Source organism: Pontibacter mucosus, assembly GCF_003054055.1.
Classification (GTDB): Bacteria; Bacteroidota; Bacteroidia; order Cytophagales; family Hymenobacteraceae; genus Pontibacter; species Pontibacter mucosus.
In genome coordinates this window covers 139,542-153,249 of the sequence record NZ_QBKI01000012.1, presented here as the reverse complement: position 1 = coordinate 153,249, position 13,708 = coordinate 139,542, and the positions used below count along the sequence as shown (strand labels likewise).

The window sequence follows — 13,708 nt, the reverse complement described above, 5'->3', positions numbered from 1 at the left end:
AGTATAAGTATAAGTATAAGTATAAGTATAAGTATAAGTATAAGTATAAGTATAAGTATAAGTATAAGTATAAGTATAAGTATAAGTATAAGTATGGCTCCTTAACCATTTCTTAACAGCGCTTTGTGGGAGGATGACTTTTGAATGCGCTTACTTTACGCTGCTAACTACAAAGACGCGTACTATGGATAATTCCTTGAAAAGGAGGGCATTTCTGGAGTTTCTGGGAAAAGGTTCTCTGGCTTTACTGGTGCAGGCGCCCGTTTTTCAGGCCCTTGCTAACACAACTCGCCCAACGGCTGCTACCATTCAGGGCCTAGGCCCCACCTCAACCGACGAACTCACGCTGATAGAGGGATTGCAGTACGAGGTGCTGCTGAAGTGGGGAGACCAGATTTCGGAGCAGGACCACTACGGCTTTAATAACGATTATGTGGCCTTTGTGCCACTCAATGGGCAGGATAGCGAAGAAGGCTTGCTCTGGATAAACCATGAGTACATCAGCCCCATTTTTGTTTCTGGCCACACGGGTACAAGCGAGCGGACAAAAGAGCAGGTAGACAAGGAAATGTATGAAGTGGGCGGCACCATTGTGCGGGTGCGGAAGGGCAGCGACGGCAAATGGGCGGTGGTATACAACGACCCGCTTAACAGAAGAATAACAGCCAAGACTCCTATGCCTTTTCACTACTCCAAACCAATCGCAGGCGCCGACCGTGCCATTGGTACGCTGGCCAATTGCGCCGGTGGCGTTACCCCATGGGGCACTATCCTGACCTGCGAGGAAAACTACGACAGCTTTTACGGGGAACGCGACTGGAAAACCGGTGGCCTGACGGGGCCCAGCCATTACGGTTGGGAGAAGTTTTACGACTATCCGCCTGAGCATTATGGCTGGGTCGTGGAGGTGGACCCAAGAACGGGTGAGTCGAAGAAGCTGGTGGCGCTGGGCCGTTGTGCGCATGAGTGTGCCACCGTGAAAGAGCTGGCCGACGGGCGTCTGGTGGTGTACACCGGAGACGATGCGAACGATGAGTGCCTCTACAAGTTTATCTCCTCCAAGCCCGGCTCGCTGCTGGAGGGCACCCTGTATGTAGCCAACCTGGAAAAAGGCCGTTGGGAATCCCTGGACAGGCGGAAGCAGAAGGCGCTGCGCAAAGCCTTTAAAACACAGGAAGAAGTACTGATCAGATTGCGGGAAGCCTCCAAACTGGTAGGCGGCTCGCTGCTGGACCGGCCCGAGGACATAGAGATAGACCCGGTTACCGGCCACGTGCTGGTGGCCCTGACCAACAACACACCAAAGGGGAACTACCACGGTTCCATCCTGAAGATTGTGGAGGAAAACGGGCAGTACGACGCCCTGCGCTTCAGCCACGACACCTTTCTGGCAGGAGGACCCGAAACCGGTTTTGCCTGTCCGGACAACATGGCCTTTGACCCGGCGGGCAACCTGTGGTTTACGTCCGATATCTCCGGCAGCAGCATCAACAAGGGCGCTTATACTTCATTCGGGAACAACGGGCTGTTTCTGGTGCCCAGGCAGGGACCGCAGGCAGGGCAGGTGCTGCAGGTTGCTAGTGCCCCCATGGACGCCGAACTGACAGGGCCATACTTTTCTCCGGACGGACGTACTTTGTTCCTGTGCGTGCAGCACCCGGGCGAAACCTCCCGTAGCCTGACAGAGCTGACCAGCCATTGGCCCGAGGGAGGCTCCGCCGTACCTAAATCTGCCCTTGTAACCATATCCGGGCCTGCGCTGGACAATATCCTAAGGCTGGCTTAACCCCGGGAACTATACTTTACAGGGTAGGGAAAGTATAAACTGTAAGTATAAAAGGCCCGCAGCCCCCATTTCCGGCGGCTCTAGGGTGACTTAGAAGTATAGCAGGCGTGAGTCCTGAACAAGCTTTCTTCCTAAAGGCTGTTCAGGACTCACGCCTGTCTATTCTAATGCGCATCTAATTTCATGTTAAAGATAAGCGCCCGCTATTCTTCTTGCCGTCGCGTCAGCACCAGCGGGAGGAACTTCAAAAGCAGCATCTTACCCACATAGAAATTTATGCTTTGATAAGCTTTATACTTCCCGGGCATAGCTCCAACCACCCCCTCCACATTCCCTCCTCAAAAGTCATCCGGAACATCGAAATAAAAGGGGCAAAGCACTACCGGTAAGATGCTCCCCCTGGGCAAAGACGCTTAACAAATAGGCAGTTTAAGCGACTCACTTTAAGTCAGATAAAGAACTGAAAAACGTTCAACCTGTTTCAGGCGATGGAGTATATAGAATGATGTGAGTGGTAGTTCAAGGTAAAGTAAATAGTATGGTAAAGCTGTACACTATTATATTTTTAGTGCTGTGGAGTGGCATGCTCCAGGCCCAGACAAAGAAAAGGAATACTTCGCCTAAAGCCGTATCGAACCCTTCTTGGGTAAAAAATATACCGGCAGAGGATGTCGTCAAGTGGCGGCACCATATCCATCAAAACCCGGAGCTGTCTTTCGAGGAGGAGAATACCGGCAAGTATGTGGAAGAGGTGCTGAAGTCTTTTCCCAACATTGAAGTCATCAGGCCTGCCAAAACAAGCGTTGTCGGGGTTCTGAAAGGCGCCAAGCCTGGAAAGACGGTTGCCTTCCGGGCCGACATGGATGCCCTGCCCATGCAGGAGGAAACCGGGCTGCCCTATAGCTCGAAAGTAGCAAATGTGATGCACTCCTGCGGTCACGATGCGCACACGGCCATGTTGCTCGGAACGGCCGCTACCTTATCCAAAATGCAGAACCAACTGAAGGGCACGGTATACTTTATATTCCAGCATGCAGAAGAAAGTCCTCCGGGCGGCGCCATCGATATCATCAAATCCGGGGTTCTGAAGGATGTGGATGCCTTTTTTGGGATGCATGTGTTGCCCAATTTCCCTGCTGGCCATGTGGGTGTTTTACCTGATGGGGCCGCCTCTACGGCCCAGGATGTCTTCCATTTGAATATTATCGGGAAAGGGTCGCACGGGTCCATGCCGCATTTAGGCGTAGACCCCATTGTGGCAGGGGCTGCTATCGTGAGCGCGCTGCAATCGGTGGTTTCCCGAAATGTGACGCCCGGCGAGATGACAGTGGTTACCATCGGAAAATTTCAATCCGGTGATGCCTTCAACGTGATCGCGGACAGGGCGGAGCTGGCAGCCAGTATCCGAACCACGTCGGAAAAAACCAGGAAACAGGTAGAAGACCGAATAAAGGAGATTATCGACAACATTACCGAGGCCTACGGCGCTGATTATAAGTTGGATTACATTCCCACGTACCCGGCCATCCAGAACGATGCTGCCCTGAACGCCCATGCCCGCAAAAGCGCTGTGGCCATACTGGGAAAGGACCAGGTCTTTGATGCTCCCATGATGACCGCCAGCGAGGATTTTGCATACTACAGGGAAATTGCTCCTGTCAGTTTTATGACCCTAGGTATTGGGGAAGGTGCCGCCAACCACAACCCCAAATTTGCAGTGGATGACAGCGCCTTGCCAAACGGGGTGAAAGCCCAGGTACAGATCATCCTGGATTATCTGAACAAATAGGAAACCGGTATCTGTGCCTCTATGAAAAACGCCCATACTTTTATTTTCCTCATCATTATACTTGCCATGCTGCATGCCTGCGGAAAATCCGGAACAGAAAACGAGACAGAGGCAGGCGAAGCAAAATCCTCCCAACCCAGCCTGGGCTACCGCTCTGCAAAGCTGCTGGAGGCGGACGGCTTACAGTTCAAGGACCTTAACCGCAATGGCCGGCTGGATGCCTACGAAGACTGGCGCCTGACGCCGGAAGAGAGAAGCAAGGACCTGCTGGGCAGGATGACGCTGGAGGAAAAAGCGGGCATGATGCTGATTGCCGACATGCGGATGTATAACGAGGCATTTATGCTGGAGGCTTCCGGACAGACAGACCCCATCACCAGCGCGTTCAATGAGGAAGACATCGTAGTAGACAAAAACCAGTTTACCGGCGAGCCGCTTCCATTCCCGGTAATGAACACCGTCGGCACGACAAAGGGGATCCTGAAGCATAAGATGCGTCGCTTTATCTGGCGCACCACCACCGCTCCCGCCGATACCATGGCCCGCTGGGCAAACAAAGTACAGGCCCTGGCCGAAAGCGACAGCCTGGGCATACCGGTGCTGTTTGCTTCCAATCCCCGCAACCACATCACCTCCGGGGCATTGGGCGCCACGGGTTCTACCTCTGTCGGCTTCTCCAAATGGCCCTCCGAGATTGGCTTGGGCGCCATGGCCGACTCAGCGATGATACGCCGCTTTGGGGACATGGCACGGCAGGAGTGGCTGGCGGTGGGCATACGCAAAGGGTATATGTACATGGCCGACCTGGCGACCGAGCCCCGCTGGCAACGCATCGAGGGAACCTTCGGCGAAGACCCCCAGCATGTTGCCCAATCCATCGCGGCGGTAACCCTGGGTTTTCAGGGGCGAACGCTAAACCATGCGTCGGTGGCCATGACAACCAAGCACTTTCCGGGAGGAGGCTCCGCTTACAAAGGTTTTGACCCGCATTATACTTATGGCCGCTTTGCCGTTTTTCCTGGAGGGCAGTTGGAGGAGAACATGCTTCCCTTTAAAGCGGCCATCCAGGCGGGTACGTCCTCCATCATGCCTTATTACTCGCTGCCCAAGGATACCAAGTATGAGGAAGTGGCTTACGCCTATAACAAGGGGCTATTGCGGGACGTATTGCGCGGCGAGCTTGGCTTCAAAGGGATCATCAACTCCGACACCGGCCCTATCGAATCCATGCCGTGGGGGGTGGAAAAACTTACCATTGCGCAGCGCTACGTGAAGGCGCTGGAGGCTGGTACCAACCTGTTTGCCGGCAACGCCGACCCCACCCAGCTTATCAAAGCCCTGAAGGCACACCCCGAGGTCATGCAGTATGTGGATGAGTCGGTGGCGCTCCTGCTTGTAGAGCTGTTCCGGCTGGGACTATTTGAAAACCCTTATGTAGACGAGGAGAAGGCTGGGCAGATAGTGGGCAGGCAGGAGTTTGTGGAGGCCGGAAAAGAAGCCCAGCGAAAATCCATTGTACTGTTACGCAACGAGAAAAACGCCTTGCCGCTGGCCAAAGGCACGAAAGTATACTTTGAGGACTATGGCAAACTTTACGGGAAGATGACCCCGGGGCCGGGCAACGTATACTCGGAAGAGTACGAAGGGCTTGCCTTTGTCTCCACACCCGAGGAAGCGGATGTGATCCTGTTCTGGCTGAAACCCTCCATCCGCCCGCTCTTTCCTTCCGATGATTCTCCCCTTAGGGTAAACCTCTCGGCCTGCGCAGTGGATGTAAAGTATGTCAACACCCTCACCTCCAAAAAGCCTACCATCCTGGTCATCAACTATGCCAACCCTTTTGTGATTGATGAGGTGTATAACCAGCAGACGACCAGTCGTTTTTTGGGTGTGCTGGCAACCTTTGGCGTAGAGCCAGAGGCCCTGCTGGATGTGGTGACCGGAAAGTATAATCCCAGCGGAAAGATGCCGTTCACAACCCCGGTCAGCCAGCAGGCGGTGGAGCGCAACAAGGAGGATTTACCCGGCTACAAGGAAGGCGAGGGGTACGCTTTGTTCAAGTATGGGGAAGGGCTAACGTATGAGCAGCGACAGTAATTAACCGAGAAGTAATACTGCTGCCATAGTATAAAGCGATGCATCGGACAAAGTATAAAAAGTATAAGATGGCTGATGCACCAAACCTTAAAGGCACAGTTATACTTAGCGGTTATACTTTTCATTAGCTGAGCCAACTGCTACAGTAATGAACTTAGGTCTGGGCTGTTATAATTACCAAAAGGGCTAGGGAAGTATACTTTGTTGTTCTTCACTACCGGCCTGAGGGTTTGCATCTTTTGACGTTGCTGCGGGGATGGCCTGTTTATACTTGTACATTAGGTTTATTGAACTCAAATAGGGGCATGTATGAGTTAGGTTGATGTATAGTTTGGTCATGTGGTTTTTCAGTTCCCCTTCCGAATGAGACTTCGACAAGCATTGATCCTGCAGTGCTTCCTGTTGGTTATCAGCCAGGCTGCAGCCCAGGAAAAGGAGCAGGCAGAAGGCCTTGAAGTATACGGGTACATCAAGGTAGATATTGGCTACAATTTTGATCAGATTGACCCGAACTGGTTTGACGTAATGCGCGTGTCCAGCCTCCCACAGTATAAGAATCAATTTGCGCCTGACGGAAGAATCTTCTTCAGCGTTCGCCAAACGAGAATGGGGTTTAACAGCTGGTCGGAAACGCCGCTGGGCCAGGCCAGGGCCGGATTCGAGTTTGACCTTTTCGGGGTAGGGCCGGATGTCGGTCAGACCACCTTTCACTTCCGGAAGGCCTATGTAAACCTGGGTAGGTTTACCGTCGGGTTAACCGAAAGCACTTTTTCTGATCCCGATATGCTCTCCACTAACCTGGATTTCGGGGCACCTTCGAGCCTGGCATATCTGCGAACTATCCAGGTACGCTATGAGCACACCAGTGAACAGGGCAGATGGGCGCTAGGGCTGGAACAACCTGGCGCTACGGCCGATGAGGGCATCTATGCCGAACGGATAGAGCTTCAGAATGTGAAGGCAGCGTTCAAGGCGCCGGATCTGGCTGCCGAATACCGCAGAATGACCGGGAATGGGTACGTAGAAGTAGCGGGTGTAATAAAATGGATCAGGTGGGAGAATACTGTCAGCAGCCCCATCGATTTGAGTGGAGAGGAAATCGGGTGGGGTTTTAACATCAGCTCCACCCAACAGCTTAGCCGGCAGACCGCTTTCAAGGGGCAACTCGTTTATGGCAAGGGCATTCAGAGCCATTTAAAGGATGCTTCGTTTAACATTGGAATAGATAATAATTTCGACGACCCCACTACGCCCTTATTGGGTGTTGCCCTACCGGTCATAGGAGGGCTCGCCTTTTTGGAGCATAATTGGAACAGCAACTGGAGCAGCACAGCGGGTTACTCCAGGGTGCGTATCTACAACTCAGATGCCCAGGCACCCAATGCCTTCAGGAGCGGTCATTATGCCATTTTGAATGTGCTGTACCGGCCTTTTCCACAACTACTGACCGGGGCTGAAGTTCAATGGGGCAAAAGAGGTAACTTCAGCGATGGTTTTGCGTCATCTGCCGTGAAGGTGGAGGTGTCCCTTAAGTATACTTTCTCGCATTTCCTCTTTGACCAGGAGAGAGAATAGTACGCTGTCCGGTTAGTATAATTAAACCTGACAAAGAGTTTTACTGGGCTATACTTCCCCTTAACTCTTTAAAAAGTGCTGGTACCAATAGCCGGAGCTCTTGATGGTCCGTTTCTGGGTGTCGAAATCCACGTGCACCAGTCCAAAGCGCGGGTCGTATCCCTCGGCCCATTCAAAATTGTCTACAAAAGACCATACAAAGTATCCGTGCACCTTTACCCCTTCCTGTTTGGCCCGCAGTACCTGCTGGAGGTAGCGATCCAGGAAATCGATGCGCTTGGGGTCGTGTACCTTTCCATGGCGCACCTCATCGGCAAAGGCCGCCCCGTTTTCGGTGATAATGAGCTTGGGAATGCCGCTGTACTGGTTATACTTATGGAGCAGGTGGTACATGCCCTCGGGGTATACTTCCCAGTTCATGAGCGTGTGCGGCACCCCGCGCTTTTTGGCCGGTATGAGATTGGCCTGCATAAAGGGCGTCCAGAAAGCATACTTGACCACCTCGCGGGTATAGTTCTGGATGCCGATAAAGTCAAAGTTATACTTCAGGGCTTCCTCATCTCCGGGCTTCATGTGCTTTTCAATCCGGCGCATGAACTTTAACTCCTCCAACGGGTACCCCAAGCCCAGGGCGGGTTCGAGGAAAAGCCGGTTAAGCAGGGCATCCACCCGGCGGGCGGCCAGGATGTCCTTTTCCTGCTGCCGGAGCGGCTCTATGTGGGAACAGGAGAAGGTGGTGCCTATCTCTGCTTCGGGAAGTATACTTCTGAGGATTCTTCCGCCCTCGGCCTGGCACATCGCTGCGTGGTGCACTGCAGGTATGAACGAACCAAATCCGCGCCGGCCAGGGGCGTGGACGCCCAGGAAGTAACCGGCGCCGGTAAAGACCATCGGTTCGTTGAGCACCATCCAGTGTTTCACCCGGTCGCCAAACTTGCGCGCACACAAAGCGGCATACTCTCCAAACCAGGACACGATGTCGCGGTTGGCCCAGCCGCCTCTCTCTTCCAAAGCCTGGGGCAGGTCCCAGTGGTAAAGGGTCATCCAGGGCGTGATGCCGAGTTCCAGGCAATGGTCGATCAGGCGGTCGTAGTAACTGACCCCGGCGTGGTTGACAGCGCCGGTGCCCCCTGGCAGCAGGCGTGACCAGGAGAGCGAGAAGCGAAAGTTGGGAATGCCCATGGTCTGCATGAGCAGCAGGTCGTCGGGGTAGCGGTTAAAGAAGTCGCAGGCCGTGCAGCCATTGTGCTGCTTTTTCACCTTGCCTTTCCTGGCAGAGAAAACGTCCCAGATGGAGGTCCCTTTGCCTGCTGCGTCATGGGCTCCCTCTATCTGGTAAGCGGCCGTGGCAACGCCCCATTTAAAATCATCGCCAAAGGCTGAACGTACCAGTACCGGTTGTTGTGGTACCGGGTCAATCGGAGTATCGGGCATAAAGAAAGTGGCAGTATCCGGGTAAGGAACCTGCTGCCTTAGTGTCAGGTTTAATAATTATGTGTTTTCCCGTACGATACGCGCTACCAACGCGGCCGTTTCATCAGGGTAGTCGACGTGTACTGGCTGGCCTTCTTCCAGCCAATCGTCAATGGAGGGGATGTGTTTTTTCTTGAGGCTTTTTATGGTAGCCACCCCCATAGACTGTAGTGCGGCCGCGTTGCACAATTGCTCGTACTGGCTTTTCATGGGCACGACCATGAGCTTCTTGCGCAGGTACAGCGCCTCAGACGGGGTGCCGAAGCCGGCTGCACAAAGCACACCGGCCGACGAGGCCATACTTTGAAGAAAAGCATTCGCCTGGATAGGCTGCACGGCCACATTCCCCAGCCGGAATGGCCGGCTGTTGTGCTTGGAGAACACCTGCCATTCCACCTCCTTGAAGCAGGCGAGTCTGTTTACGATTTTATGATCGTCGTGGGCGGGCAGGTACACCGTGTAGTGCCCCTGGTTGGATACCGCTAACTCCCGTACCTGCCGGCGGATAATGGGCGTGAAGATGGTGCTGTCGAACCTGGCAAAGTGGAACCCGTACCGCGCGGCGGTAGGGGCGTAGTTGCGGAGAACCCACGCGCCCATGGGGTCTTCCGCTTTTGGCCTGGGGACGCTTTTATGCAGCACAGCAGCCTGGTTGCTCAGCCCGACGCAATGCTTGCGGGCCAGTTGGCAGGCCCAGGCCGAGATGGGCTCGAAGTCGGAAATTACCAAATCGTAGGCCTTTACCGGCAGCTGGCTCACTTCTCTGTAAAAGCTGCGGGTGCTGGCCTGCGCGAATGTCCTGTAAAAGTCAATCCCCCCGTTTTTGCCGAAAATAAAGCTCAGGCCATGGAGGCGGTACTTAACGGGGTAGGGCAGGGGAATATCTACCTGGCAGCCACTGACCAGGATGTCCAGCTCGCCGTGCCGCTGCAGGGCCGGAATCACATCCATCGCCCGGGTCAGGTGGCCATTGCCGGTGCCCTGGATGGCATACAATATTCTCATGCGGACCTGAGGTTAAATTCTATCACCATACTCCGGAACAGCTGCACGTTGGTGGGCACCTGTTCCTCGTCTTCGTCCATCACCACCGCATCCAGGTCCTCCCGGAACTTGTAAAGGCTCCAGGCGCCTTTGTTGAACTCCAGGGCCGTCAGGTTCTCGATCCAGTCGCCGGAGTTCAGGTAGGTAACACAGCCGTCCTCAGTCGATACGTCGCGCATCTCAGGCTGGTGGATGTGGCCGCACACGACATAGTCGTACCCGTTGGAGATGGCGATGTCGGCGGCGGTCCGCTCAAAGTTGTTGATGAACTTAACTGCAGACTTGACGCGGTTCTTGATGTTGCGCGAGAGCTGCACTTTCTCACGGTTGAACTTGAGGCAGAAGAAGTTTACCAGGCGGTTGAGCAGGATCAGTAGGTCGTAACCCTGGCCTCCCAGCTTTGCGAGCCATTTGGAGTGTTGCATCGTTACATCAAACACGTCGCCGTGAAAGAGCCAGGCGCGCTTGTTACCGAGCTCGAGCACCAGTTTGTTTACCACCCGGAGTGAGCCCAGCTGAAAGCCCGCAAACTTACGCAGCATCTCGTCGTGGTTGCCCGTGATGTAGTACACCGTTGTCCCCTTGGCGATAAGGCTCATCAGGTGCTTTATTACCCGCATATGCGAGCCTGGCCAATAGGATTTGCTGAACTGCCAGATGTCGATGATGTCGCCGTTGAGGATGAGTGTCTCAGGCTGGATGCTCTTAAGGTAGGCCAGCAACTCTTTGGCATGGCAGCCATAGGTTCCCAGGTGCACATCCGAGATAACGACTACTTCTACTTTTCTCTTCTGTCCCATGCAGTTGGATTAGTTGTGTCGGATGAGGGCTAGCCCCTGTTGTATTTAAAAGGGGAGAGGTAGGAGTATAGTCGGGACAGGAAAATGCCCAGGAGCTTTTCTGTCACGGTGCGAATAAGTTGTTTTTGCCTGTTCATAATTGCTGTACTTCAGGTTTATAGTTGCTCCTGCCCAAGCATCTTTTTTGCTCGTGGGTAAAATTAAACAGCAGTTGTTACTATCAGGTTATGAGCGTGTTAAGTTTGTGTCAAGGAATTTTCCTGTGTATGAGGCCCGGAAGTTATCCGACGATGAAGGGAGGTGTGTCAGCAGGTGTCGTTCCTTTGGTTTTCGGCTTCTTCATAAAGTATGGCATCATACCTGGGGCAGCAAGTATGGCTGGGGACACGGGTATTGCTGTATGTGAGACAGGCCGCTTTATGACGGATAAAATAACGGGAGCTACCACCAGAACAAGAAAGTATGGATACCTCCAACAGGGCGGTTGCCCCGCACAGCCTTACGCCGGAAAGATTCGCTCTTTGGCTTGTTTCTGAAACTGCTCCGGCGTCTGCCCGGTCATTTTTTTGAAGAACCGGCTGAAGTAGGACCTGTCTTCGAAGCCAAGGCTGTAACCGATTTCCTTTATGGTTTGGGCGCTGGTGACAAGTTCCTGTTTGGCCTCTACCACAACCCGTTCCTGCAGCAGCTGCGTAATGGTTTTTCCGGTCTTCTGCTTCAGGATCTGGTTCAGGCGTTTGGGCGTAATGTTTAGTTTATCGGCATAAAACGACACCGATTTCTCTTCCCTGAAATGGTGCTCCAGCAGCAGCAGGAAATGGTACACCCGCTTCTCGTTCAGGCCCTGACTGGTAAACGGCTGCGTTTTATACTGCATCAGCTTCAGCAAGAATGCCTTCAGCAGGGCTTTGAGCACCAGGAAGTTCTTTTGCTGCTCCTTATACTCGTCTTTTAAAACCCGGAGGATATCATCCAGGGTGGCGGCAATTTCTTCATCCAGCAGTATCGTGGAGAAGCTGCCAAGGCCTTTCCCGAGAAAAAGCCTGATCACATCCAGCGTAAACTCTTTCACTTCATAGTCCAGCACCGACTTATGAAAGGCAATGAGTGTACCTTTCTGACCTGATTTTGTGGGGCGGGGCGATCGGTTGGCCGGGATCAGGTACATCCAGTCTCCTTTGGTGTAAAGCGCCTCATCTTTCATAGAATGAATGGGCTTCTCATCCTTCAACCAGGCGATCTCAAAGTAATCTTCCCGGTAGGGCCCCTCGAAAAACTCCTGTGGTATGGCGTTGAGAGAGCTTATAAAAAACAGGTCCTTGTCCGGATCCATCGGCTGTGACTGGTTAAGTGGATTTATACTTTCTGAGTCGCTTCCATCAGCTTTCCTATCCCTGCTATACTCTTAGGCTATACTTTGAGGTTTCCTGATTATTTCCCTTTTGTCCTACCTAATAGGAGGTCTGTACTACCCCTCGCGCCTGGTATTGTTATAAATTTGTAACAGATGCACAGACAGTTGCAAGCTACATTTATAACCATTTAAAGAAATAAAATTATGAGCATAGTAGTAGAGCCTATCATTGAGAACGGAAAAGCCGAAAAGAAATTATACAAGTTTCCACAGCTGAACGGGAAAGAGTTGCCACGTGACAACTTTATTGGTGGGCAATTTGTCCCACCGGTGAAGGGAGAGTATTTCGATAACATTTCGCCCATCAACGGGAAAGTTTTTGCACAGGCCGCCCGTTCTACCAAGGAGGACGTGGAGCTGGCGCTGGACGCGGCGCACGAAGCGTTTCAGAAATGGGGCAAGTCCTCAGCCACAGAACGCAGTAATATTTTGCTGAAAGTGGCCCACGTGGTTGAAGACAACCTGGAGTACCTGGCCACGCTGGAAACCATTGACAACGGCAAGCCCATCCGCGAGACGCGCGCGGCAGACCTGCCGCTTATCGTCGACCACTTCCGTTATTTTGCCGGCGTGATTCGCGCCGAGGAGGGCGGTATCTCCGAGCACGACGCCAACACGGTGAGCATCGTACTGCACGAGCCCATTGGGGTGGTGGGGCAGATTATCCCCTGGAACTTCCCGCTGCTGATGGCCGCCTGGAAAATTGCCCCGGCCCTGGCCGCTGGTAACTGTATTGTCTTAAAGCCGGCAGAGCAGACCCCAACCAGTATTCTGGGGCTGATGGAGCTGATCGGAGAGGTGTTGCCAGCCGGCGTGCTGAACGTGGTGAACGGTTTCGGCGCCGAGGTGGGCAAGGCACTGGGACTTCCCCAAGAATCGGCAAAATTGCCTTTACCGGCTCCACGGCAACAGGCAGGCTCATCATGCAGTACGCTTCCGAGAACGTTATCCCTTCTACCATGGAGCTGGGCGGTAAGTCCCCGAACATCTTCTTCCCGTCCGTGATGGAGGCTGACGACGAGTTCTTTGACAAGGCCCTGGAAGGCGCCACATTCTTCGCCCTGAACCAAGGCGAGATTTGTACTGCCCCAACCCGGATTCTGGTGCACGAAAGTATAGCCGACGCCTTTACGGCCCGCGTGATCGAACGCGTGAAAGCCATTAAAGCCGGCAACCCGCTGGATGGAGACACCATGATTGGCGCGCAGGTATCGAAGCCGCAGTATGAGAAGATCCTCAACTACATCAAGATTGGTAAGGAAGAGGGAGCCGAAGTACTGGTAGGCGGCGAGGCGCAGAAACTGGAGGGGGAACTGGCTAACGGTTACTACATCCAGCCAACCATCCTGAAAGGGCACAACAAAATGCGCGTGTTCCAGGAGGAGATCTTTGGCCCGGTGGTGGCGCTGACCACGTTTAAGACGACCGAGGAAGCCATCGAGATTGCCAACGACACCATCTACGGATTGGGCGCCGGCGTCTGGACCCGCGATGCCCATGAGCTATACCAGGTGCCGAGAGCCATACAGGCAGGCCGTGTGTGGGTGAACCAGTACCATACGTACCCGGCGCACGCGCCGTTTGGGGGCTACAAGCAGTCCGGTTACGGCAGGGAGAACCACAAGATGATGCTCGACCATTACCGCCAGACCAAGAACATGCTCATTTCCTACGACAAGAAGAAACAAGGCTTCTTTTAATCCAAAGTATGTCATTTATCCTGAAATCAC

At 53.4% G+C, this 13,708-nt stretch carries 8 protein-coding genes and 1 pseudogene; 5 read left to right on the top strand and 4 right to left on the bottom strand.

The features are described 5' to 3' along the window. The first annotated feature begins 184 nt into the window (after positions 1 to 184). The 4 genes from C8N40_RS20065 to C8N40_RS20050 all read left to right on the top strand — a co-directional run bounded on the left by C8N40_RS20065 (position 185) and on the right by C8N40_RS20050 (position 7,247). Entirely contained in the window at positions 185 to 1,786 is a 1,602-nt protein-coding gene (locus C8N40_RS20065; RefSeq protein WP_108213590.1) for a PhoX family protein, read from the top strand. A gap of 538 nt (positions 1,787 to 2,324) precedes the next feature. Continuing rightward, a complete protein-coding gene (locus C8N40_RS20060) occupies positions 2,325 to 3,575 on the top strand; it encodes a M20 metallopeptidase family protein (RefSeq protein WP_245905201.1) in 1,251 nt (416 codons plus the stop codon). 21 nt (positions 3,576 to 3,596) lie between these two features. Further along, positions 3,597 to 5,672, top strand: a complete 2,076-nt coding sequence (locus C8N40_RS20055) for a glycoside hydrolase family 3 protein (RefSeq protein WP_108213589.1) — start codon at positions 3,597 to 3,599, stop codon at positions 5,670 to 5,672. 363 nt (positions 5,673 to 6,035) lie between these two features. Then, positions 6,036 to 7,247: a DcaP family trimeric outer membrane transporter gene (locus C8N40_RS20050; RefSeq protein ID WP_108213588.1), complete on the top strand. Its 1,212-nt coding sequence runs from the start codon at positions 6,036 to 6,038 to the stop codon at positions 7,245 to 7,247. Between the two features lie 60 nt (positions 7,248 to 7,307). Here the strand turns inward: C8N40_RS20050 and C8N40_RS20045 are convergent, their stop codons facing one another. From C8N40_RS20045 to C8N40_RS20030, 4 genes are all read right to left on the bottom strand, one after another. Further along, positions 7,308 to 8,681: a GH1 family beta-glucosidase gene (locus C8N40_RS20045; protein ID WP_108213587.1), complete on the bottom strand. Its 1,374-nt coding sequence runs from the start codon at positions 8,679 to 8,681 to the stop codon at positions 7,308 to 7,310. Positions 8,682 to 8,738: 57 nt separating this feature from the next. Beyond that, a complete protein-coding gene (locus C8N40_RS20040) occupies positions 8,739 to 9,725 on the bottom strand; it encodes a glycosyltransferase family protein (RefSeq protein ID WP_108213586.1) in 987 nt (328 codons plus the stop codon). After that, positions 9,722 to 10,564, bottom strand: a complete 843-nt coding sequence (locus tag C8N40_RS20035) for a UDP-2,3-diacylglucosamine diphosphatase (RefSeq protein ID WP_108213585.1) — start codon at positions 10,562 to 10,564, stop codon at positions 9,722 to 9,724. Before C8N40_RS20035 ends, C8N40_RS20040 begins: the two co-directional genes overlap by 4 nt. A gap of 499 nt (positions 10,565 to 11,063) precedes the next feature. After that, entirely contained in the window at positions 11,064 to 11,897 is an 834-nt protein-coding gene (locus C8N40_RS20030) for a helix-turn-helix domain-containing protein (RefSeq protein ID WP_108213584.1), read from the bottom strand. Positions 11,898 to 12,122: 225 nt separating this feature from the next. On the opposite strand from C8N40_RS20030, the pseudogene C8N40_RS20025 reads away from it, so the two are divergent. After that, positions 12,123 to 13,678 (top strand): annotated as a pseudogene (locus tag C8N40_RS20025) (aldehyde dehydrogenase family protein). Positions 13,679 to 13,708 lie beyond the last annotated feature (30 nt).